Annotated in this window: 20 protein-coding genes; 6 read left to right on the top strand and 14 right to left on the bottom strand. The window is 51.0% G+C overall.

All coding sequences use genetic code 11. From position 1 onward, the window contains the following. Positions 1 to 26: 26 nt before the first annotated feature. The 10 genes from P1P86_14210 to P1P86_14165 all read right to left on the bottom strand — a co-directional run bounded on the left by P1P86_14210 (position 27) and on the right by P1P86_14165 (position 10,290). The gene (locus P1P86_14210) at positions 27 to 1,886 is read right to left on the bottom strand and encodes a PQQ-binding-like beta-propeller repeat protein (GenBank protein ID MDF1576339.1); all 1,860 of its coding nucleotides are present in this window, start codon (positions 1,884 to 1,886) and stop codon (positions 27 to 29) included. A gap of 23 nt (positions 1,887 to 1,909) precedes the next feature. Beyond that, positions 1,910 to 3,196: a 4Fe-4S binding protein gene (locus P1P86_14205; GenBank protein MDF1576338.1), complete on the bottom strand. Its 1,287-nt coding sequence runs from the start codon at positions 3,194 to 3,196 to the stop codon at positions 1,910 to 1,912. 1 nt (position 3,197) lies between these two features. Further along, positions 3,198 to 3,788, bottom strand: a complete 591-nt coding sequence (locus tag P1P86_14200) for a 4Fe-4S binding protein (protein ID MDF1576337.1) — start codon at positions 3,786 to 3,788, stop codon at positions 3,198 to 3,200. After that, positions 3,781 to 3,978 (bottom strand): hypothetical protein, encoded by a 198-nt coding sequence (locus tag P1P86_14195; protein ID MDF1576336.1) that lies wholly within the window; start codon positions 3,976 to 3,978, stop codon positions 3,781 to 3,783. The genes P1P86_14200 and P1P86_14195 overlap by 8 nt, the downstream gene beginning before the upstream one ends. Then, positions 3,975 to 4,949, bottom strand: a complete 975-nt coding sequence (locus P1P86_14190; protein ID MDF1576335.1) for a hypothetical protein — start codon at positions 4,947 to 4,949, stop codon at positions 3,975 to 3,977. The genes P1P86_14195 and P1P86_14190 overlap by 4 nt, the downstream gene beginning before the upstream one ends. A 22-nt stretch (positions 4,950 to 4,971) precedes the next feature. Continuing rightward, positions 4,972 to 6,423, bottom strand: coding sequence for a PQQ-binding-like beta-propeller repeat protein (locus P1P86_14185; protein ID MDF1576334.1), 1,452 nt, complete (start codon positions 6,421 to 6,423; stop codon positions 4,972 to 4,974). A 98-nt stretch (positions 6,424 to 6,521) separates the two neighbouring features. Then, the gene (locus P1P86_14180) at positions 6,522 to 7,769 is read right to left on the bottom strand and encodes a PQQ-binding-like beta-propeller repeat protein (protein ID MDF1576333.1); all 1,248 of its coding nucleotides are present in this window, start codon (positions 7,767 to 7,769) and stop codon (positions 6,522 to 6,524) included. 49 nt (positions 7,770 to 7,818) lie between these two features. Further along, positions 7,819 to 7,977, bottom strand: coding sequence for a hypothetical protein (locus P1P86_14175; protein ID MDF1576332.1), 159 nt, complete (start codon positions 7,975 to 7,977; stop codon positions 7,819 to 7,821). Further along, positions 7,965 to 9,065, bottom strand: a complete 1,101-nt coding sequence (locus P1P86_14170) for a PQQ-like beta-propeller repeat protein (GenBank protein ID MDF1576331.1) — start codon at positions 9,063 to 9,065, stop codon at positions 7,965 to 7,967. The genes P1P86_14175 and P1P86_14170 overlap by 13 nt, the downstream gene beginning before the upstream one ends. Before the next feature lie 16 nt (positions 9,066 to 9,081). After that, positions 9,082 to 10,290, bottom strand: coding sequence for a PQQ-binding-like beta-propeller repeat protein (locus P1P86_14165; GenBank protein ID MDF1576330.1), 1,209 nt, complete (start codon positions 10,288 to 10,290; stop codon positions 9,082 to 9,084). Between the two features lie 296 nt (positions 10,291 to 10,586). Here P1P86_14165 and P1P86_14160 point away from each other — a divergent pair, with 296 nt between their 5' ends. Beyond that, positions 10,587 to 11,252: a hypothetical protein gene (locus P1P86_14160; GenBank protein ID MDF1576329.1), complete on the top strand. Its 666-nt coding sequence runs from the start codon at positions 10,587 to 10,589 to the stop codon at positions 11,250 to 11,252. After that, complete coding sequence (locus P1P86_14155) at positions 11,249 to 12,781, top strand: glycoside hydrolase family 2 TIM barrel-domain containing protein (protein ID MDF1576328.1); 1,533 nt, start codon at positions 11,249 to 11,251, stop codon at positions 12,779 to 12,781. The genes P1P86_14160 and P1P86_14155 overlap by 4 nt, the downstream gene beginning before the upstream one ends. On the opposite strand, the gene P1P86_14150 is transcribed toward P1P86_14155, so the two are convergent. From P1P86_14150 to P1P86_14135, 4 genes are all read right to left on the bottom strand, one after another. Beyond that, positions 12,778 to 13,080 (bottom strand): hypothetical protein, encoded by a 303-nt coding sequence (locus tag P1P86_14150; protein ID MDF1576327.1) that lies wholly within the window; start codon positions 13,078 to 13,080, stop codon positions 12,778 to 12,780. The two genes, P1P86_14155 and P1P86_14150, sit on opposite strands and share 4 nt — an antisense overlap. A 93-nt stretch (positions 13,081 to 13,173) precedes the next feature. Beyond that, positions 13,174 to 15,219, bottom strand: coding sequence for a sensor histidine kinase (locus P1P86_14145; protein ID MDF1576326.1), 2,046 nt, complete (start codon positions 15,217 to 15,219; stop codon positions 13,174 to 13,176). 127 nt (positions 15,220 to 15,346) lie between these two features. Then, positions 15,347 to 16,702, bottom strand: a complete 1,356-nt coding sequence (locus P1P86_14140; GenBank protein MDF1576325.1) for a Gfo/Idh/MocA family oxidoreductase — start codon at positions 16,700 to 16,702, stop codon at positions 15,347 to 15,349. Positions 16,703 to 16,752: 50 nt separating this feature from the next. Continuing rightward, entirely contained in the window at positions 16,753 to 17,661 is a 909-nt protein-coding gene (locus P1P86_14135) for a sugar phosphate nucleotidyltransferase (protein MDF1576324.1), read from the bottom strand. 155 nt (positions 17,662 to 17,816) lie between these two features. Here P1P86_14135 and gluP point away from each other — a divergent pair, with 155 nt between their 5' ends. The 4 genes from gluP to P1P86_14115 all read left to right on the top strand — a co-directional run. Further along, complete coding sequence (gene gluP / locus P1P86_14130; GenBank protein MDF1576323.1) at positions 17,817 to 19,061, top strand: glucose/galactose MFS transporter; 1,245 nt, start codon at positions 17,817 to 17,819, stop codon at positions 19,059 to 19,061. Beyond that, entirely contained in the window at positions 19,058 to 19,906 is an 849-nt protein-coding gene (locus P1P86_14125) for an ROK family protein (GenBank protein ID MDF1576322.1), read from the top strand. The genes gluP and P1P86_14125 overlap by 4 nt, the downstream gene beginning before the upstream one ends. A gap of 3 nt (positions 19,907 to 19,909) precedes the next feature. Beyond that, on the top strand, positions 19,910 to 20,998 hold the full coding sequence (locus tag P1P86_14120; protein MDF1576321.1) for an aminoglycoside phosphotransferase family protein: 1,089 nt from the start codon (positions 19,910 to 19,912) through the stop codon (positions 20,996 to 20,998). 271 nt (positions 20,999 to 21,269) lie between these two features. Beyond that, positions 21,270 to 21,713 (top strand): ISNCY family transposase (locus P1P86_14115; GenBank protein MDF1576320.1); only part of this gene is annotated, 444 nt, incomplete at its 3' end.

The following is a 21,713-nucleotide window of genomic DNA, read 5'->3' as shown; positions in this document are numbered from 1 at the left end:
GATTCTTTGTAATTGACTCTATCCGATTATTTTTCAATACAGAACAAATGCTCATCGCCCCGGATGTAGATCATCCCGTCGGCCATGGCCGGTACGGCATATCCCCCTTCACCCAGTTCCGGTTCGGCGATAAGGGTCCCGGTAGCATCGGCCTTCAATATATGCATCACGCCACGCATATCAAGAATATATACCTTACCGTCGGCGATAATCGGTGAAGAATAGAATCCATTGTTAAATTCCTTTTCGAATTTCTTTTCTCCGGTCCTGGCATCGTAACAGGCCAGCACCCCGTAGCTGGTGGCTGTATAGAGCAGTCCGTTGTAAACCACGGGACTGGCTGCTTCGGCCAGAAATTCATCATCCTCCCACACAAACTCTGCCCCTGCCCGGGGCTCTATGGCTACAAGCCGGGCATATTCGTTGGTTGCGAATACCAGGCCCTCCCCGTAAGCACAGGAGGCCCCCACTTCTCCCATCATCGCCTCTGCTTTCCAGAGTTCTGCTCCGCTTTCCAGATCATGTCCCGACACGTAGGGATCGGCAGTGGTAACCACCTGGATCTTTCCTTCCACATCGATCAGGATCGGAGATGCCCAGGAGATATGGACCGGCCGTTCCACATCCCAGATCGTCTCACCGTTAGCCGTATTCAGGGCCAGCATTCTTCCGCTTGAATTGGTGTCGTACTGCACCACGACCTTATTCCCCCAAACCTGGAGCGATGAGGAATGTCCGTAGTGATTGTTGGGAACCCCCAGGTTCCGGCCCCATACCTGCCTGCCCTCCATATCGAAAGCCACCACATCGCCCGTTGCAAATATGGCATATACCCGCTTGCCATCCACGGCCATGGTGGAGGCCGCCAGACCCGTATCGTCGCTTACCCTGGGCGCTGCAGCCGGAGATCCCGGGATCCCGGTCACCGCCTTCTCCCAGAGCAGCTGGCCCGTATGCCGGTTGTAACAGCTCACCACCCTGGACTGTGCATCGCCCCCGGAGATAAAGATCCGGTCCCCCCAGATGACCGGTGAACTGTATCCGTGTTTGGAAAAAGCCACTTTCCATTTGACATTTTCGCCCGTGGAACCGTTCCAGGTCTCCGGGATATTCTTATGGTAGGAAATTCCCTGACTCATATAACCGCGGAAGGTGGCCTGGTTCTTCTTAAAGTCCTCCCGGTTAAAGCTCACCGTTGCTGCAGCCGTCTCCCGCACCGCTTCCTGAGCCTGGTCCGGTGCAGCCTGCGCCCGGGTTTCCTCTGTGAGCCCGGTCTCTGTTTCTTCAGTAAGACTTGAATCGCCTGTCCCGGCAACCGGATCCTGCTGCCCCGCGAAGACATCAATTACCTCCACATCTGCGGTACCCGGGTCCGTTTCGGCCAGGCTACCCGTCTGCTGGTACTCTTTCAGGAAGTCATTGGTCAGAATACCCGCCACCAGCGACATTCCCAGGATCAATCCGCCTGCCAGCATCAGCCAGTACTGGGCATTGGCCCGGGCTTTCAACAGTTCCTCGGTCACCTTCTCAGGCTCCTCAATGCGGGACCTCAGATCGGTGACTATCTTTAATGAAACAGCCAGCACAATTCCGCCGATCAGCAAAAGCCAGGTACCGGTTTTCACCTGCCAGCGACTGGTGAAATAGGCCTTCCTGGCCAGCAGGTCAAAGCTGCGGATCTCCTCCTTCAGTTCCTCATTGTTTGGCTCACTGGCCAGACGTTCCACCAGCACCTCGATGGTCCTGCTCTCCAGCGGCTCATGCTGTTTCATCTGCCAGAAATTCAGAATCAGCAGCAGGGCCACCAGCCCGCAGAAGACTCCGGATATCAGCACCACCCGCTGGGCCAGCACTATTTTTTGTTCATGATCCAACTTAGATTTCATACTCTTCAATTAAGGACTTTCTATTAAGTACCAACTTTTTTTTCTACCGGACAATAATCCATGCACCGGCCACAGGAGAAGCAATCACCCTTATGTGGCTCGTAATCCTCCCGCCGGCGGAACACCACCTGATTCATCAGGGTGATTCCGAGTGCCAGACCCACAAATCCACCCATGGCCATGCCCCCTTTGCGGAATTTTCCGCGGATCACCGAGGCTTGCTCTACCAGTTGTTCAAAGGTCTCCCCCGATTCCAGGAATGCCTGGATATCCAGGTTCTCTTCGTCTTCTCGTAACTCAGGATTGCTGATCATCAGCTCGGCCAGGTAAACATCGGGATGAACGCGACTCATAAAGACATGCGACCTGGCCCCGATCCAGCCCCCCGCAAAGGTCAGCAGCGGAATCAGGGCCAAATAGATGATGAATCTTCTGAGATTTTTTCTGGCCACTTCCGGTGCCCGGTAAGCCTGCCCGACCGGGACCTCAATGGCATCGAAGGGACAGGAATCCTCACACAGCTTGCACTTGATACACTCCGCCGGAGTGATACTCAGGTGCCATCTGGAGAATTTTGACATCCATCCCAGCAAAACCCCGTAGGGACAGAAGATCCTGCAATAGGGCCTGGCATAGAACATGCCCAGGAAGAGGAAGGTGATGCCCAGGAATATCATCAGAAAAGGTCCGTCCATCCGGAAAATCCCGATAAAAGGATCGTAGCGGCAGATGATAAAGTCGCTGCCCGTAGCAGCAAAAAGCACCGAGATTGCCAGGTAGATGACCGGGATAAATCCCAGGGTCTTCCTGATCCAGCTGGGGATGGAAACGGGATGTATCAACAGCAGGTCCTGAATGGCACCCAGGGGACAAACCGATGCACAGAACACTCTCCCGAAAAAGAGGGCGAACAGCAAGGGCAGAACAAAAAACAGCAATGCCGTGATGGAAATGGCATACCCGGAATCGAAGATGGAGAGTGCCACATTCTGAATGGCTCCGATGGAACAGATACAGCCGTCGCGGTAGAACCCGAAATAGACCAGAGAAAAAACGGAAAGCCAGAGCAGGCCCCGCCTGGACCGTTTCCAGATAGCCAGCCAGGAAGCCAGGGAGAGGGCAGCAAGAAGAACAAGCACATCGAAATATTCCAGGGCCATGGCCCTGGGTTCCGGGGTGGTAGGATCGGGCTGCATATACCCGGTTTCAAATTCCGGCTTCGGAAAACGCTGCTGGGCATGCAGGAATGTTCCTGTAAGCAGTACCAGGGTGAAAAAAAGCAGAGTAAAACGGGGTGCCTTCTTGATCATATCAGCTTTCTTCTTTTACGATGAAATCCCCCTTAATCATATACGGCTCGTCGGCCGGAACCCGGCCGATGGCATCGGAGGGACAATTCGAAGCGATCAAGCACTGGTTGCAGTTTAAACAAAGATCATGTCTGATCTGCAGGTGCAGGGAGCCGTTCCCGAAGGCGGAACAGCCTTTCACACATTTTCCGCAGCCGATACAGAGTTCCTCATCGATGACATACTCGAAATAGGGCTCCTCGATAAAACGGCGCTGAATGGCTGCAGTGGGACAGAGCTGGTTCTCGGCACCGGTTTCCAGCTTCGCCCCCGGTTTGAAATATCCCCCGCAAAGATCGCAGTAGCCACACAGGGCATAAGCATGAACACATTTTACTGCCGATTCTGCCTTCACACATTCGGTGGCACAGCGCCCGCACTGGGTACATTTAAAGGGGTCGATCTGCCAAACATAATCCTTTCCGGTAGCCGAGCGTTGAAGCGTAAAAGCAGCCGTGCCCACTACGGAGACCCCCAGAGCCAGCCTGACCCCGTTGTTTATGAAGTCCCGCCGCTTATAGCCCCTGTCCCTGCTCTTGTCTTTTTTATCCATCCTTACGTTGATTTTCAGCCTCAGGAAGCTGACATTCAGATATTTTATCGCAGTTTTTACACTGGAGACCGGCCGAACACTGCGTATACCGGCTAAGCTGTTTCCGGGATACCAGCAGGCCACTTACCAGGGCCAGTCCACCCAGCAGAATTCCCCTGACTGCCTTCTCTAAAAAATTCCTCCTGTTCATTCTTCTTTCTCTATTGGTTCAAAAACCCTGACCATATCTTTCTCAAAATCCAGGGCATAAATCACATCATGCTCATCGGCACATACTTCAGGGGCTTCCCCGTCCTCTCCGTTAAAGAGGTCGGGGGGGGCTACCACACTCCTCAGTGTTCCGGACTGGTCATAAATCTTGATCCGGACGAGCCCCTTCTCACTGGTCACAAAGGAGCCATCGGTCAGGGTGGTGATCCTGGCCGGATTGCAGCAACCCAGGAAGCCATCAATTTCAAAGGACATACTCTCCCAGAAACCACGCATGCGGCCATCGTCGCTATAGTTTTCCAGGGCATGTTTTCCGGGATTGACCACCCATAACTCGCCAAAACTGTTGACAGCCAGGTCGAAGTTGGCGCTGGGCACAATAAAGCCATGTCCGGCATCCGATTCGGCCTTTCCTTCAAACACACCGGTCTGTTCCCCTTCCCGGTTGTAAATCACGATTCTCCGGTTCCCCGCATCTGCCACATACAGGCGGTCTTCCTTAACAGCCAGATTTGTAATAACGGTCCGCTCGCCCAGGTCCTCCCACTGCTGCAGGAGTTTTCCCTCGTGGTCAAATTTGGACACGTAGCTGCCAAAACCCAGAAAGATGTAGTCAGCGTCTACCTCCAGGCAGGTGGCTCCGGGGGGGATCTCAAGCAGGGTGGAAGGGGAACCGTCCAGGGCAATCACTGCCAGTGTGGAGTTTCCTGAAATATAAAGGGCCTGCTGAAAACAGGTCATATCTGTGGCAATCATAAGTCCCAGTGAAAAGTTCCGGACCTCCTTATGCGAAATAAGCGCTGCATCCACTTCCCGGTACTGATCCACCTCCAGGGCATATGGATTCTTTCCCCTCCGGTCGGGCCTGTTATTCAGAACATCGACCACAATGACCGTCAGGATGAGCCCAACGATCACCAGAATCACCACGGTAAGACTTCTCTTCTTCATATCAGATTCATTACATTCCGTTTCATTGACGCTCCACGGCCATATCCAGGCATACCATGGTCTTCGAGTCGCGCATCACCAGGTATCCGTCGGCAATGGCCAGTGGCCCCCAGGCATCGTGACCCTCCAGAACCCGGTAACTATCCAGTTCCAGATACTCCCTGCTGCTGGGCCTTACAATAGTCAGGGTCGCATCATCGTCTACAATAAAGAGCTTGTTATCGGCGATCATGTAAGGCCCCAGACCAAAGCGCTTGTCCTGCCCGCTGGACCAGACCACCTGGTTAAAATTACCGGGGTGAACACAAACCAGCTGGTTACGAAGAGGGCCGGCATCCTTTGGAAGGATTCCCAGCAGGTGTCCGTCGAACTCGACAGGTGTCTGCTGTTCGGAGGCCAGTCCGTCCTTGGGAGCATACTCATTTATTACTTCCACACTGTAGCTTCCTCCACTGGCTCTTAGCTGCAGGACCATAGCTCCGGCCCCATAGCCGGCTGTCAGAAATATGGTTCCGTCGGGCATGCAGACCGGTGAGGGCGCAATTACCTGGTGGTTCCAGGCAGTGGTTTCCCACAGGATGGTTCCCGCATCGGGTCCATCGGCAGCCACGCCTGCCACACCCCCGTACGCGCTGTAAACATACATGCTTCGCCCGCCGAATTCATAGGGCATCACCGATGAGTGCGACATCAGCCAGGCCCTGTCATTGGGAGTTTCCCACAATACTTCACCGGTCTCCATGTCCAGGGCCACCAGCAGGGCCGATCCGCCTGTGGCGATGATGGCCTTGCCCTCATGAATCAAAGGGCACTGACCGGTGTACCATAAAGGAATTTCCGCTCCATATTCCTTCTCCACATTCAGACCCCAGCGAAAGCTTCCGTCGGCCCGGTTCACACACATCACATGACTGCGCGGCCCTATGGTCAGGATATAGTCCTCCGTGACCGCCGGCACGGTACGTGACATGCCGTGATTTCGCTTCAGATTGATCTTGTAACCGCGAACCCAGAGCGTATCGCCGGTCTCCAGGGAATAGGCCCTGAGCAGATCGGCCCGTTCCTCCTCGTCATAGTCCAGCACATATACCACCCCCTTATAGATAGCCGCACCGGCGTGTCCCTCACCCAGTGGCACGGTCCATTTTACCAGGGGCCCATCTTCCGGGAATTTTTCGATCAGGGGAACCTCCGAGCGGCTGATGTTGTTAAAAAACTCTCCCCGGAACCTGGGCCAGGTTTCGGTCAGCCCGGTTTCCAGAACGGAGTAGTTTTCGCCATAGGCCCCGATATCTATATCGGCCACCACCACCCCTTCTCCCCGGTTATCCAGACCGGGCTGGGTGGTCACCAAATCACGCACCGGGTCCCTGGCCAGCCACCAGCCCAGGGAGATCACCCCTGCCAGGACCAGCAACAAGCTTACCCGGGTAACATGGCTGAGTCTGAAGCTTCTTATTAATTTGTTGACCATCTGCTATTTAATGCAGTAAACTTAAGTATTTTACTGCTATTTTTGCTGTAAATTTCAATGTAAATATTACGAATATCAAATATTCGGAAGGCCGGCATCTATCTCTCCGCTATGTCATACACATACAGCACATCCCCGTGTCTCACAAACAGCCTTTTATTGTTAATGACCTTATGTGCCCAGTAGGGACCTGACCGGCTTTCCAGTCTGAATTCACTGATCAGTTTAAAGCCTTCGGGCGACGGCTCTAAAAGTCCGATATGCCCCTGTTTCTCTTCAAAAATATAACATAATCCATCGGCATAAATGATGGAACCCTTGTTGTACCAGGTCTCCTCCCACATCACTTTCCCGGTATCCCATTCCTGGCATACCCAGTTACCGTTGCCATTGTTGACCCAGTTTGCCCCGTAGAGATATCCGTCCAGTAAAATTACGCCCCCGTGATGAACATCCAGGGCCCCGCTGTGCCACTTTACTTCTGCCGATTTACCATCATCTGAAAGCTTCAACATGACAGCCTGCACATCGTAGCCGGAAGTCGTGAAGATCTCCCCCTGGTGGTAAAGAGGGGTATTGGTATTATTCCTTCTCCCGCCACCAAACCCGTAATCCGCTGCCAGATCAATACTCCAGAAGATCTCTCCCTGATCGGGATCCACAGCCATAATGTCCTTGCTGGTAGTGATCAGGATCAGCCTGGTCCCCTGGTGCTCTATCAACACGGGCGAGACATAAGAGCGGACCCCTCCCCGGGGCTCAGATTTCCACAACAGGGATCCGTCCTTTTTATCCAGGGCTACCACAGCCGTCTGTTCTCCGGTTGGAGAAGATATCACCGCTTTATCGGTTACCAGCAGGGATTCGGTCATGCCCCAGTTATGATACTCCCCCCCGAACTCCTGATGGGTGTCCTTTTGCCAGATGATCGCTCCCGATCCGGCATCCATGCATACCACGGTTCCCAGTCCGCCCATTATATAAATACGTCCATCTTCAATGGTGGGAGTACTGCGTGTTTCCGGATATGAACTGTTCCAGGCATTCCCGTAATCGTTCTCCCAGATAATCCTCCCTTCCATATCAAGTTTGGTCAGCACATCACGGTCGTCCCTGCGCCCGCTTATATAAATCATATCATCCACAATCACCGGGGAGGAATATCCACTGGCCAATCCCTCTTTCTTCAAAAGTAATTCCGGACCATCCCCGGGCCAGCTTTTCAGCAGTCCCGTCTCGGGATATTTGCCATCCCGGTTGGGTCCGCGCCACTGGCCATCCTGAGCCCTGAGCTCCAAAGCACTTAATATCAATATCATTAAACCAACTGCTACGACCTTCTTCATATATTTCTGCATCATTCTAATCTTTTTATACTCTGACTATGTTAAGCCTCTATAGTTTAACCTTATAAGCCACCAGTGCCTCCCCGTGCCTGACCAGCAGGGTGCGGTTAAAAATGGTAGGGCGTGCCCAGTGGGGCCCTGCTCCTTCTGTAACCCGGAAAGAACTGATCACCTTAAATTCTTCGGGATCCGCTTTCAACAGCGCCATAAACCCCGCTTCTTTTCACTGATATAGAGCATGCCATCGGCATAGATGATGGGGCCCTTGTTATGAAAATCACCGATCCATTTGATCTCGCCGGTTTCCCAGTTCATACAAACCCATTTTCCACTGTTCCGTCCGGTAAAATTGGAGCCGTACAGATAGCCGTCGACCAGAACAACCCCGTGGTTCTGATTATCGAAGGTACGGTCCTTGTATTTTTCAAAAACAGATCTCCCGTCGGGAGCTATTTCCAGCATTACCGAGGGTACATCCCAACCATTGGAGATCCATAAACAGGAATCCCGGTAGATGGGGGTATTGGCAAGGATGGTGGTGTTCTCTTTCTTTTCGTTCAGAAAGTTGTAGTGGTAATCCCACTGTATTTCACCGTTCCCGGGATCCACCCCGATCATATGAGTCTGGGTGGAGCATATCACATATTCTTTCCTGCAGTGTTCGATCAGGATGGGCGACATATTGGAACGTGCTGCCCCCATGGATCGGGATTTCCAGACCAGTTCGCCGGTCATTTTATCCAGGGCAATGACCTGGGTGTAATCGCCGGCCGGGGAGGTAATCACTTTGTCGTCCACAAGCAGTACAGACTCCGATACGCCGAACATGTCCCAGCGTGAATCATACTCCTGATGAATATCCACACTCCATATCTGCTCTCCGCTCCGGGCGTTGAAGCAAACCATCTTGTCCTTTCCGCTTAATACATAGACCCGGTCATCCTCCACGGTGGGGGTGCTTCTTGTCTCCGGAAAAGACTGATCCCAGCAGGGGCCGATCGCTTGCTGCCACAGGATCTTTCCCTGCAGGTCCATGGCGGTGAGGTACTCGACAGAATCTTTGATGCCGGTCACATAAATCATTTCTCCGGTGGCAACCGCCGAGGAGAATCCCCGTCCGATCCCCCTGGTGACGAACAGCACTTCAGGTCCCTCTTCGGGCCACACCTTCAACAGCAAAGTATCCGGATAGATCCCGTCTCTCGCGGGTCCGCGCCACTGAACATCCTGGCCCGGCAACTCCGGACCCGGGACCATTAAAAGAATCAAAAGAACATATAAAAAACCTCTGTTCATCCTGCAGTAACTCTTGTTATTTAACTTTATATGCTACCAGCGCTCTTCCGTGCCTTACATAGAGAATGCCATCGTAGATGACCGGATGAGCCCAGTGCTGCTCGGAACCCTTGGCCACTTTGGTCATACTGACCACCTGAAAGCCCGATGGATTTGGTTTTACAAGCGCCAGTTCACCCTTCTGGGTATAACAATAAAGCATGCCATCGGCATAAATCACCGCGCCAATACCTATCTCCCCGGAGGTATATTTCTCTTCACCGCTCTCCCAGTCCAGGCAGCTCCAGACTCTGCTGTCGCCCGAACCATAAATATAACCATCCACCAGGACGGCACCACCCATACGACTGTCCATCCGGGTATGGCTCCATACCTTTTTTACCGAATTCCCATCCCGGGAAAGTTCCAGCATGCCTCCTCCCTGGCCGTAGCCGCTCAGATAGAAAAGCCTGCCATCCTGATAGATCGGAGTATTGGAATGCACAGACCACTCGTTGGGCTGGTGTTGTTTCCATAGCATCTCTCCGGTGGCCGCATCAAAACCAACCAGGTGAGATTCAAAATGGGTGGCAAGCATCTTTCTTCCATGGTGTTCAAATAACAGGGGAGTACAGTAAGCAGTAAGCTCCCCGGTACCGGGAGTACTCCAGACAGTTTCACCCGTTTGACGGTTCAGCGCCACCAGATTATTCTTTTTTCCCCCCGGGATAATGTAGATGATTTCTCCATCAATCACCGGTGTTTCATTCATTCCCCACTGAATATTTGTGCCGCCAAAATCCTTAATCAGATCTTTGCTCCAAAGGATATCACCGGTTTCATTTTCGAAACAGTACAGTTTTCCATGACCACTCAGGAGATAGATCTTATCGCCCATAATGGTGGGGGTCCCGCGGGTGCCATAGAAACTCTCGGTAAATTCAGGACCGTATTTCTTTTTATAAACCAGCTTTCCATTCAGATCAAATTTAAAAAGGTAGCCTTCTTCACTGATCATTCCGGTGGTAAACACGTAGCCCTGATCCACAATGGCCGAAGAGTGCCCCTGGCCAAGTTGTTCATAGGACCACAGGATCTCCGGTCCACCTGCGGGCCACTTTTTCAGCAGTCCGTTCTCAGGATAGTGGCCATCACGCCCCGGACCTCTCCAGCTGGTAGGCACTTGAGAAAACCCCTCTGAAAAGAGGGTACATATGGCCAATAAGGCAATTAAACGCTTCATCATCTTACATTTAGTTAACACATTTCACAGGAGCCAAAAATACTACTAATCGCCCTGAAAATGCCGCTTATGGGGGTCTTTGCCAGTTATTCAGAATCATTCTAATCTTAGCCGGATTTAAAGCCGGATTATTTGTTTATCAGGCATTTAATTCTCCCGGAAAAGAAAGAATCTTCTACCGGCTATGCAGATTCCAGGTAACCTGTTGGGATTATAATCGTATATTATTATAAATTTGGCTTTTAAATTTTTTAACTAATAAAAGCCCGATCACTCAGTTTAATATTATTTAATCCGGAATGACGAATAAGGCACATTATGCGGTGATAGCGGGAGAACTTGCCCCTGGAGCCAGGGTCTCAGACGCGCAATTCAGCAAAATACCAGATCTGATCAGGGCTTCTTTCCAGGCAGTAAACAGGTTGATCCCCGGGCAGGGCAAACTGAAATATGAGATCATCCGGATGGATGAATTTCTCGCCCTCTCCGAATCACCGGCCGATTCCATGCGATCAGTCATCATGCTGTTAAGCGCCTTCCGCTTCCTCTCCCATAAAGAGCTCTTCGAACGGCTGGAGCTAAGGATTTGTCAGGGTATCGGGCCCGTTGAATTTGCCCGGGATCATCTGAGGGAATCGGATGGAACTGCCTTCCGGAAAGCATCTGAGGGAATCGGGAAGATGAAACGGAACCAGCGGATCTCGATTACATCCCCGGTGAAAACACTGAATGAGGAATTTGACCTCACCTGCAGTTTCATGGATATCCTGATCCGCAGCTGGTCCGAGGAACAGGCTGAAGCCCTGTTTCTGAATCTGACCGGCAAAAACCAGTTGGAGATCAGCCAGCTGCTGGGCATTTCGCAACCGGCCGTGAACCGGCGGCTGAAGGCCGGACATTCTGACCTGGTCCACAAGTTTATCCATCGATTCGAAAACCTGCTTAAAACAGAAAGCCAGATATGAAAATCATCCACTGGATCGTACCGGGCCTTGTGCTTATCCTGTCAAGCTCAATTGTTTACCGGGCCATGGAGAGCGAACCCAGGGTGAACACCACCATCGATCTGAACTGGAGATTCATCCAGGGTGATCCTGAGGGAGCCTTTCTACCCGAATATAACGATTCGCACTGGCGCTATCTCTCCCTGCCCCATGACTGGATGATTGAGCAAAAGGCTGAGAGCGACCATCCCTCCGGAACAGCCGGGGACTTTAATCCGGGAGGTACCGGATGGTACCGGAAAAGCATTGATCTCTCAGTATACCATAACAAAGATCAGTTCTACCTGCTTTTTGAGGGGCTTATGAGGAATGCAGATGTCTATTTCAACGGAACGCACCTGGGAAAACAGGAGAATGCTTATTCCGGCTTCTGTCACGACCTTAGCGAACTGGTCAGAATGGATACCCTGAATGTCATTGCAGTCAGAACCGCTTGCAGCAAATTACCCGGCGATCGCCAGTGTTCAGGAGGAGGTATCTGCAGTCATGTAAGACTGATCACAACGAGTTCTCTGCATATGGAGGTATGGGGAGAAGCCGTAAACTCCGTGATTGAAACAAGCGGCCGGGCCCGGATGGACGTTTCTGTTGAATTCAGGAACAACAGCAGAAAGGAGCGTCGCTTTGAGCTTTGGTACGACATCCTGGGACCTGATGGAAAACTGGTGGCAGAAGGGAAAAGCAATGAATACCTGGACCGGAACAGCCATGGGAAGGCCACCAGTTCTTTTACTATTGAAAATCCGCTTCTCTGGTCGCCCGAAACCCCCGATTTGTATACGGTTCATTGTTACCTGAGGGACGGGAACAGGAAACTGGATCATGTGAGCATCCGGCATGGCATCCGTTCGGCTCAGTTTGACCCGGACAGGGGCTTTATCCTGAACGGCCAAGTATTGATCCTGAAGGGGGTCCGCCCCGACCACGATGGCGGGGAGCCGGGAGCGGCCGTTCCACTGGAGACCTGGAAGAGAAGACTCGGGATATACAAGGAACAGGGGCTTAATACTCTGAAGCTTGCACCCTATCCCCATGCCCCGGAAGTGCTTGATCTATGTGATAGAATGGGGTTTCTGGTCATTGAAAGCGGACTCTCCGATTTCATGCAACGCGACAGGAATCATCCATCTGTGATCCTCCGGAGACTTGGAAATGAGAGCACGGAGCAACTCTTCATCCCGGGCACTAAGGACGGGCATCACGAAATACCTTCCGGCCTGATCGACTATCCGGGGGAATCGGGCAAAGAAACTCCTGATTCCCAAAGCAGTATAATGGCCAACAATGAATTGGACGGACCTGGCAGAATCAAGGCCAACGATCAGGGCGATCTGGCAGATCTTACTCCCAGTGACGCCGATTCAAAGCCGGTCAGAAAAGGGAAGCAGCTTTTAATCCTCCAGGCAGGAGGTGAACCAGGCGACCTGGTTATCAGCGCAGCCGCGGAGGGACTAAACACTTCAAAAACAGAGATCCTGTTGAATCATTAAAACATGCCGTACTTCTTCTCAAGGATTTCTCCTCCCCTGATCCTGTAGGTTGTGGAAGCGTTTGAATCCGTATCCAGGTCGACGAGTACAAATTCATGACCGGGAAAGGAAGAGCTTGCCTCCTTAACCTGACTGATCACCTGATCGCTCGACTCCATGACGATGGTTGCGGAATAAATCTTATCTCCCCCCGTCTTGAATACATAATCGGTATACTGCTCCATTCCAAAGCGGTGATGAACATGTAGTTGAAGTTCCTCCTCCAGGAACTCCACAGATTTGACGCTGATGGCTCTCATGCGTATAAATTTAGTAAAAACAAAACAAAAAAGAAGCCCTGTGGAAAAGATGAACCTGGTCTGCCGAAGAGCGGTAAATACTATTTAACAGCCTTAACGTTTAGCTGCCTTGACCCCCAGGGTAATGGTGGTCCCCTTGCCGGATTTACTGTCAATTTTCATCCAGCCACCATTGGTCTGCATGATTTCCTGGCAAATGGCAAGTCCAAGTCCGGAGCCCTTCTCTCCTCTGGTTCCATTGGTGGAAACATGTGCGTTTGTATCAAATAATTTATTCTGCATCGATTCCGGAATACCGATCCCCGTATCGCGAACGGAGATAGCCACTTCCCCGTTCAACTTTTTTGAGGAGATATAGATACTTCCCTTCTCGGGGGTGAACTTCATGGCATTACTCATCAGGTTTCTGATCACAATATAGAGCTGGTCCCGGTCTGCTTCCACATAGTGCTCCTCGCTGACATAAACCTCGACCTTCAGGTGTTTCTCCTTCAAGCCAATACCAATGAGCTCCAGGCTTTCATCGATCAGGTCTTTCAGTTTCATCCGGACCGGCGTTGCCTTGAGCTTCCCGGTTTGCGACCTCCCCCATACCAGTAAATTATCCAGCAGATTGTAGGTGATCTCGGAGGAGGTGGCCATCATTTTGAGAAGTTCCAGCCTCTCTTTCTCTTCCATATCCGGATCTTCAATAAGCATCTCAAGGGCCTGAAGATTATAGCCGATAGGGGCCCTTACATCATGTCCGATAATGGCAAACAGCCTGTTCCTGGCATTCATGGCCTCAACGAGATTACGGTTTGTGGTCTCCAGTTTAAGCTTCTGCCGCCCTAGTTCCTTAGAGACGGACTGGAGCTCGGTGGTTCGTTCCTCGACCAGGTCCTCCAGGTGGTTTTTCACCTCACTGATTTCGTCCGCCAGTTTTTGCGCTTTCTTCTGCAGAAAGTTTGACTTATCGGCAAAAATATAGGCATAAACCAGGAGGTAAACGAACATGGTATAGTGAACCACATAAGCCGTTTCGATCACCTCAATCTCATTTAACATATCATTCAGCGTACCGAAAAACAGGATCAGCAATCCCAGGGTATAAGCGGGAGCGTGACTTCGTCCGCGGCTCCAGGCCAGAAGAATCACATAAAGAAAAACAGCGCTGAGCAGAATAAAAAAAACAAAGAACAAAGGGAGTGTAAAGGAAAAAAGACTGATGGGCGAAACCACGACGATAATAACAAATACCGTGGATACCCACATGGAAACCCTGTAGATCAGCTGTGGAAACTCAATGGGAAAGATCGACCGGATCATCAGGATAAAGAAGGGCGCAAAAAAGTAAATATTGAGATAATCCAATCGCGCTGCCGTAAGCCCGTTCAGATTGAGTGTTTCGATCACCGGGATCTCTACGATCATCACGACCCTCAGGGCCATCAGAAAACACAGCATGGAAAAATAGAGCCGGTAATGCTCCGTTCTGATCAGGTAGAGCCCCAGGAAATAGATTCCGATAATTAAAAAGGCCCCGATCAGGAAATGACCTCTGAAAAGATCCTTTTGCCGGGCTTCCTGCATCTGGCCGACCTTCCCGATAGTCACCCCTCCCACAATGCCGCTGAGCCGGTTGTCGAAATTGGAAACCCGGATCAAGAGCTCCACCTCCTGGCCATTCACATTCCCTATCATCATCGGACGGCTGTATCTGATGACCGTCTGGTATTTGTTCACTCCGGGAAATCCCAGGTAATCGATGGCCTTGCCATTTAAGAAATACCCGGATGCTGATAATACATCCTGTATCCTTAACGCCAGCTCATCCATTCTTTCCGGTAAGAGAATGATCAATCTGTAAGTGGCAAATCCAAAGCGGCTTACTTCCGGGTGTTCCTTTCTTAGACTGGTCCACGAGCCGGGTACCCGTGCATAAATCATTTCCCCGGAATCTCCTTCCAGTGCAGGATTAATCATCTGCTTCCAGTAGAACTCAAATTCCCCCTTCACCTCCACTGTTCCGGAAGTATGGAAGTCGTATTCCCGCAGGTCCAGGACTCCTTTACTTGCTACCGGCTCCTCCTGCGCAAAAAGATTCGAAGGTGCAGATACAGCTAACACAAACAGATATGTCAGGGTAAGGATCCTCATGGCAAAATGATCCGGTAAAGTTATGCTTTTTCTCGTATGAACAGATTTTTTCCCGCTTAAGAAGACTCAAATACAGGAGTGGACCACCAGCCATGCGTATTCAGCGCGGTAAGCCCGTGAATGCCTGCTAAAAATCGTCTCCCAGCGCAAAGACCGGCTTCCTGTTCATCCAGCGGCCGCGGGTGAAGTCGGGGAAATCCTGGGGATCCCCGTTGTTTTCGATGGAAAGCTCCGACAGAGGGGTAATGGCACTCCAGACAGCTGCATCATAGGCATCCATGGGAGCCTCCAGCCTCCTTTTCACGATCTCCACGAAAGCATGGTCCACGAAAAAATCCATACCGCCATGTCCGCTTCCTTCGGCATAGGCTCCATGTTTCTTCCAGAGCGGATGGTCGTATTTCTCCAGATAGGCATCCATTTCCTCCCAGCTGTGAGCGGGACTTACATCTTCTACATAAATCCGTTTGGTGTGGTAGTCAAATTCGGTCAGACCGGCCGAACCCTGCACCCTGAAACCAAGGGAATAGGGTCGTGGCGAATTACAATCATGAGTCACGATTATGGTCTCCCCGTTGGTGGTCTCCAGGGTGGTGGTGATCACATCGCCCTGCTTCCATTTCAGGCTTGCATTGGGATGGTGCGGCCCTCCCTTCGGATGCTTTACAATATATCTGTTCAGGCCCACTGCTTTGCTGGCACTGGAGGTAAGCGTCCCAAACCTGTTTCCGCGGTTGATATTAAACATATTTGCAATGGGCCCTACTCCATGGGTGGGATAAACATCGCCATTCCGGTACAGGGAATGCACGGTGCGCCAGGCAGATTCGGAGATTCCTTTCTCTCCAAACTCCACTCCCGGTCCGTAGGCAGAGAGGCCATCGTTAAACTTGACTCCCCTGAGATCGTGCTGATAACCGCAGCGGGCGTGAAGCAACTCTCCGAAAAGGCCTTCACGAACCATCTGCATAACAGCCATCACGTCTCTGCGGTAACAAACATTTTCAAGGATCATCACCGGTACACCGGTCTGCTCGTAGGTATTCACCAGGTCCCAGCACTCTTCCAGGGTATTGGCAGCGGAGACCTCGACACCCGCATATTTACCGGCACGCATGGCATCGACCGACATACGGGTATGCCAGAGCCAGGGAGTGGAGATAATGACCCCGTCGAGATCGCTTCGCTGCAGCAAATCCTGGTAGGCAAAAGGATCACCGCTGTAGGTTTCCGCCCTGGGGAAACCCTGCTTCTTAATGAGTTCCTGAGCTTTTTCAAGTGCATCCGGGTCCAGATCGCAAATGGCAGGAATAAGCACGTCATCCCTCATCAGCAGGTTATTCAGATGGTTCCTGCCCCGCAATCCGGTTCCGATAAAGCCGATGCGGGCCTTTTCAGTGGTGGTCCTCCCGAACAGGGACAATGGCAGGGCAGCGGCGGCTCCCGCAAGAGCCCCCGTCCTGATAAAATCGCGTCTTTGCATGGATATAAGTTTAGATGGATAGCCGGGCTAACCGTTAGTATTAAAAAACCTTAACCCCAGAGAGATTCGGGATACACACCGGCATCCACCAGATCCCGGATCGCCTTCAGTACAGTGGGTTTGTCCTCCTGGTAGGTCACCCCGAACCAGGATTCCGGGGTTTGCAGCACTGACATCTTTGCCTTTCCGGCAGCAATCAGATGGTCCACCACATAAGGAATATAAAGTTCAGCCTTCGGATTATCGGCATTTTTATTCAGAAATCCCCTGAACTGCTCTTCGATATGCGGAAAAAAATCGGGTGTAAACCCAAAGAGGTTCATGGATACGGTGTCCATGGGATCGAGCTGGTGCAGGGTCCCATCCTCCTCTTCAAATACGATCCCTCCATCTTTCAGGAAAATTTTGGTTCGTTCCACCAGCGCGGTCAAATATCCTTTTTCGTTTACCTGGCAAACTCCCCGGGCTACGGATCCGTGTTCTGAAACTGTCTTTTGAAGTTCAAATCCAACCATGCAATAATTGCCCGGTGCCTCCAAGGAAGTCTGCTTGAGAAAATGATTCATGATCTTGTAGGATTTCCTGCCATAATAGTCATCCGCGTTGACCACTGCAAAAGGCTCCCTGATCACATCTTTCGCCATCAGAACAGCATGGGCGGTACCCCAGGGTTTCTCGCGACCTTCAGGCAATCTGTATCCCCCGGGAAGATTATCCAGCGACTGGATCACATAATCAATTTTCAGATGAGCAGGAAATTTCCGGAGGTAATTCGTTTTAAAATCTTCCTCCATTTTTGGCGAGATCACAAAAACGAAATGTTCAAATCCGCCATGAAGGGCATCATAAATGGAATAGTCGGTAATAGTTTCACCTCCTGGTCCGAATGCGTCCACCTGTTTCATCCCTCCGTAACGGCTGCCCATTCCTGCTGCCAGAATTAAAAGTGTCGTATGCATATGATCATTTTAGGTCAGAAAATACAAGGTAAATGTAATTATCCCTTATTAGCTTTCCAAGAATCGATAAGCTGTTTAAAAAATTTGAGATAATTAAGAAAAGATTAATTTTACGGCGATCACATTTGACTAACTAAACTTTAAAATATCCTGAAATGAGCAACTCGAGCAAAATTAAAGTTGGCCCGGTCGGTCCCTTAATGATTGTCGGCGTCATATTTTTTATGATTGGTTTTGGCGTGGGAATCAGCGGATTCCTTACCCCGGCGCTTCGATCGGCATTCGATCTGACCACCGGGCAATCGTACCTGGTCACAGCAGCCATTTTTTCTGCATTCCTGATCTTCGGCCGCCCAACCGGATGGGTAATTAAGAAGATCGGATACCGGAGAGCCATGATGTTCGCCTTCTTTATCATGGCGATCGGCATGTGGCTGTTTGTCCCATCCTCCAAATCGGTCAGCTTCCCGCTGTTCCTGGTTGCTCTTTTCGTAGGAGGTATAGGAAACACCCTGCTGCAGGGTGCTGTCAATCCCTATATCACCATCCTGGGACCTGAAGACACGGCTGCCGTCCGCATGAGCCTGATGGGGATTATGAACAAACTGGCCTGGTGGATGGCACCCCTGTTCCTGGGCTTGTTTATCGACCTGGCCAAAGTGGATGTGGACGATATCATCCTGCCCTTCTATATTGTCACCGGGATCATGATTATCCTTGGCATCTTCGTTTACTTTGCCCCCCTTCCCGAAGTGAAAGCCGTGGGAGAAGATGATGAGGAAGCCGCTGAATCATCTTATGCGGCCGGAAAAACAAGTGTTCTGCAATTCCCCCACCTCGTGCTGGGTGTCTTTGCCCTTTTTGTATATGTGGGAATCGAAACCCTGCCCATGGCCTCCATCATCGATTTTGCCCGGGCAACCTTTGGGGATGCTCCTAACCTGGAAGGGTATTCAAAATTTGTGACCCTGGGCCTGGTCGCCGGTTATATTTTCGGGGTAATAGCCATCCCCAGGTTCATCTCCCAGCAAAAAGCCCTGATCTCATTCGCTATACTGGGCGTAATTTCCTCTATATTAGTTATATATATGCCAGCACGATTCGCCTTTTTTGCCTTGCTGCTTGCCAGCTTTTCCAATTCACTGATGTGGCCAGCCATCTGGCCCCTTGCCATGAAGGATCTTGGAAAATTCACCAAGGCCGGAGCCTCCCTGCTTGTAACTGCCATCGTGGGCGGTGCAGTTGTTCCGCTTATTTTCGGTTTGATTGTAGATGCGGTTAAGACTACCGAGGAGGTTCTTGTGGGAGACTACCAGACCGCTTACTGGGTGATGGTACCCTGTTATATATTTATTCTCTACTTTGCCATATCAGGACATAAAATCAGGACTAAATCATGAGTAAGTTATATATAGGAGTAGATATTGGAGGCACCTCTATCGTAGCGGCCAGGTTTTCGGAAAATGAATTGCTTGAACGCACGGAAGTTACTACAGGTGCGGACCGTCCTGCCCCGGAAATCATGGATTCACTTTATAAGGCCATCGAGGCTGTGATAAGCGATGAAGTGATTGGAATCGGCATCGGAATGCCCGGATTTATGAATGTGGAAACCGGTGAGATCCTTCAGATCAATAACATCCCCTCCTTTAACGGTTTTGCCATAAAACCCAGGGTGGAGGAAAGATTCAATCTTCCCGCTTTCCAGAACAATGATGCCAATTGCTTTGCCCTGGGGGAAACCTATTACGGTGCCGGAAAGAAATACAACAACCTGGTGGGGGTTACCCTGGGAACCGGACTGGGAGGAGGCATCATTCTCAACCGGAAGATCCATACCGGTCTGATGGGCGGGGCCGGCGAACTGGGTTGTGTTCCCTTCCACGGAGGGATCTCGGAGGATATTTGCAGCGCCGCTCTGTTTAAAAACAAGTATAAAACCACCGGAATTGAGCTATACAATAAAGCCAGGGCGGGCGACCGGGATTCCCGGGCCGTGTTTGACGAACTGGCACATAACATCGGAGAGCTCCTTCGTATTGTGATGTATGTCCTGGCTCCCGAAGCATTCGTGATTGGAGGTTCCGTGGCTAATTCCTGGGACCTGCTGGAAAAACCCCTGCGTGAGGAAGTGGACAAATTCCTGGTACCGATGATCAGCAGCAAGGTAGATCTGGTTAAAGCCCAGCTCGATAATGCAGGACTCTACGGTGCAGCAGCCCTTTGCATCTCACAGATGGACTAAAAAATGATAGTTGAAACAATTGCTGCCCGGTTTGCCACGGAGGGAAGCATAGCTAAAGTCCAGGCACATGGGGGCGGACATATCAATGACACTTACCGGCTGGTGAACAGGGTGGATGCTGCGCCGGATTATCTCCTTCAGAGAGTCAATCACCAGGTATTCAAAGATGTGCCGCTACTGATGCAAAACATGGTGCTGGTAACGGATCACGTAGCGGCCAGGATCCGGAAAGACTTCCCGGATGAGGTGGAGAGGCGCTCCCTGACTATCGTACCCACCACCGATGGCCGTTCCTTTTTTAAGGACCCGGAAGGAAATTTCTGGAGGGTGCTCCGTTTTATCGATAATCACCTGGTTTTTGACAGCACCACCGATCCGGATATTGCCTACCAGGGGGCACATACCTTTGGCGCATTCACAAGCATGCTGAACGATCTCCCGGCTGAAAAGGTGGGAACCGTAATCCCCGATTTCCATAACATGAAGTGGAGGCTCACCCAGCTGAAAGAGAGTATCCGCAGGGATGCTGCCGGACGACTGAAGGTGGTGACCGAAGAGATTGCTTATGTGGAATCGCGTGCAAAAATGATGCTGACCATTCATGAACTCGGGAAGAAAGGAGCCATCCCTCTCCGGGTTACGCACAATGATACCAAGATCAGTAATGTCCTCTTCGACGAGGAACGGAAAGGACTCTGCGTCATCGACCTGGACACCATTCAACCGGGTTACGTGACTTCCGACTTCGGAGACGGGATCCGTACCCTGACCAATACGGGAGAGGAAGATGATGAAAACCTGGACAGGGTGACCATGGACCTGGATCTCTTTGAGGCATTTGCTTCAGGCTTCCTGGATTCGACCCGGGAAATCCTGCTGGAGACTGAGAAAGACGCCCTGCTCTATGCCGGACTGCTCTTTCCCTATATGCAGGCGGTCCGCTTCCTGATCGATTACCTCGATGGAGACAGCTATTACAAAGTCAGACACCCGGAACACAACCTGGTCAGGACCAGGGCCCAGCTCAAACTGACCAGGGACGGGGAAGATAAAATGGATAAGCTCAGGGAAATAATCAGGAAACTATCCTGACACAGCAGGATGGCTGTGCTTATAACAAACAGTACAGAGGCTCCCACAATGCTGAGGCATGACAAAAACAACGGAACAGCTTCCATCGGATAAGTTATTTAGTGTCTGTAAGAAAACCTGCAATTAATTGTCACACAATGAATTAATGTTGAAAACTTGTTTGAATATAGTGTGTTTTTCACTTGTATAATTCACCGAATATACAGATATTCAGGGTGTTAAGCAAAGGAGATTCGGATATTCCGGCCATCACATCAAACAAGGTTCAATTATGAGAAAGAGATTCGAACAGTATATGGAACTTGGCACCATCCCCATTGGTGAAACGAAGATCACCACTCAGCAAAGAAGTGGGGCCTATCCAGCATTGTGTTCCGCATTGAAAGAGATCTTCATCACCCCAAAATGGAATGAACGGGTGTTTGAGATCCTGGAGGCCAGGGTAATGGCAGGCAAGAAGCAAACCGGTCGTCCTGGTCTGGCTTTGTGGCAAATCTTTGTGCTGGCTCAGGTACGCTTGCTCAAGAATCTCAGCTATGAAGACCTGCATTATATTGCCAATCATGATTATCTGATCCGTCAGATTATGGGTATAGAGCGGGGCTTAGGTTACGAAAGGCGTGAATTGCGCTACCAGAACATTGTTGACAATGTATCGCTATTGGATGATGAGACCGTACGTGAGTTGAACCAGGTGATCGTTGAGTTTGGTCAC

This window comes from Bacteroidales bacterium (assembly GCA_029210725.1).
Taxonomy (GTDB): Bacteria; Bacteroidota; Bacteroidia; order Bacteroidales.
This window is presented reverse-complemented; position numbering and strand designations above follow the sequence as displayed.

Coding starts and splice junctions, on each gene's coding strand:
- P1P86_14195 (MDF1576336.1), bottom strand. CDS start 3,978: ATGAACAGGAGGAATTTTTTAGAGAAGGCAGTCAGGGGAATTCTGCTG.
- P1P86_14210 (MDF1576339.1), bottom strand. CDS start 1,886: ATGAAATCTAAGTTGGATCATGAACAAAAAATAGTGCTGGCCCAGCGG.
- P1P86_14190 (MDF1576335.1), bottom strand. CDS start 4,949: ATGAAGAAGAGAAGTCTTACCGTGGTGATTCTGGTGATCGTTGGGCTC.
- P1P86_14200 (MDF1576337.1), bottom strand. CDS start 3,788: ATGGATAAAAAAGACAAGAGCAGGGACAGGGGCTATAAGCGGCGGGAC.
- P1P86_14125 (MDF1576322.1), top strand. CDS start 19,058: ATGAGTAAGTTATATATAGGAGTAGATATTGGAGGCACCTCTATCGTA.
- P1P86_14145 (MDF1576326.1), bottom strand. CDS start 15,219: ATGAGGATCCTTACCCTGACATATCTGTTTGTGTTAGCTGTATCTGCA.
- P1P86_14165 (MDF1576330.1), bottom strand. CDS start 10,290: ATGATGAAGCGTTTAATTGCCTTATTGGCCATATGTACCCTCTTTTCA.
- gluP (MDF1576323.1), top strand. CDS start 17,817: ATGAGCAACTCGAGCAAAATTAAAGTTGGCCCGGTCGGTCCCTTAATG.
- P1P86_14140 (MDF1576325.1), bottom strand. CDS start 16,702: ATGCAAAGACGCGATTTTATCAGGACGGGGGCTCTTGCGGGAGCCGCC.
- P1P86_14120 (MDF1576321.1), top strand. CDS start 19,910: ATGATAGTTGAAACAATTGCTGCCCGGTTTGCCACGGAGGGAAGCATA.
- P1P86_14175 (MDF1576332.1), bottom strand. CDS start 7,977: ATGGCGCTGTTGAAAGCGGATCCCGAAGAATTTAAGGTGATCAGTTCT.
- P1P86_14155 (MDF1576328.1), top strand. CDS start 11,249: ATGAAAATCATCCACTGGATCGTACCGGGCCTTGTGCTTATCCTGTCA.
- P1P86_14170 (MDF1576331.1), bottom strand. CDS start 9,065: ATGAACAGAGGTTTTTTATATGTTCTTTTGATTCTTTTAATGGTCCCG.
- P1P86_14135 (MDF1576324.1), bottom strand. CDS start 17,661: ATGCATACGACACTTTTAATTCTGGCAGCAGGAATGGGCAGCCGTTAC.
- P1P86_14180 (MDF1576333.1), bottom strand. CDS start 7,769: ATGAAGAAGGTCGTAGCAGTTGGTTTAATGATATTGATATTAAGTGCT.
- P1P86_14185 (MDF1576334.1), bottom strand. CDS start 6,423: ATGGTCAACAAATTAATAAGAAGCTTCAGACTCAGCCATGTTACCCGG.
- P1P86_14205 (MDF1576338.1), bottom strand. CDS start 3,196: ATGATCAAGAAGGCACCCCGTTTTACTCTGCTTTTTTTCACCCTGGTA.
- P1P86_14150 (MDF1576327.1), bottom strand. CDS start 13,080: ATGAGAGCCATCAGCGTCAAATCTGTGGAGTTCCTGGAGGAGGAACTT.
- P1P86_14160 (MDF1576329.1), top strand. CDS start 10,587: ATGACGAATAAGGCACATTATGCGGTGATAGCGGGAGAACTTGCCCCT.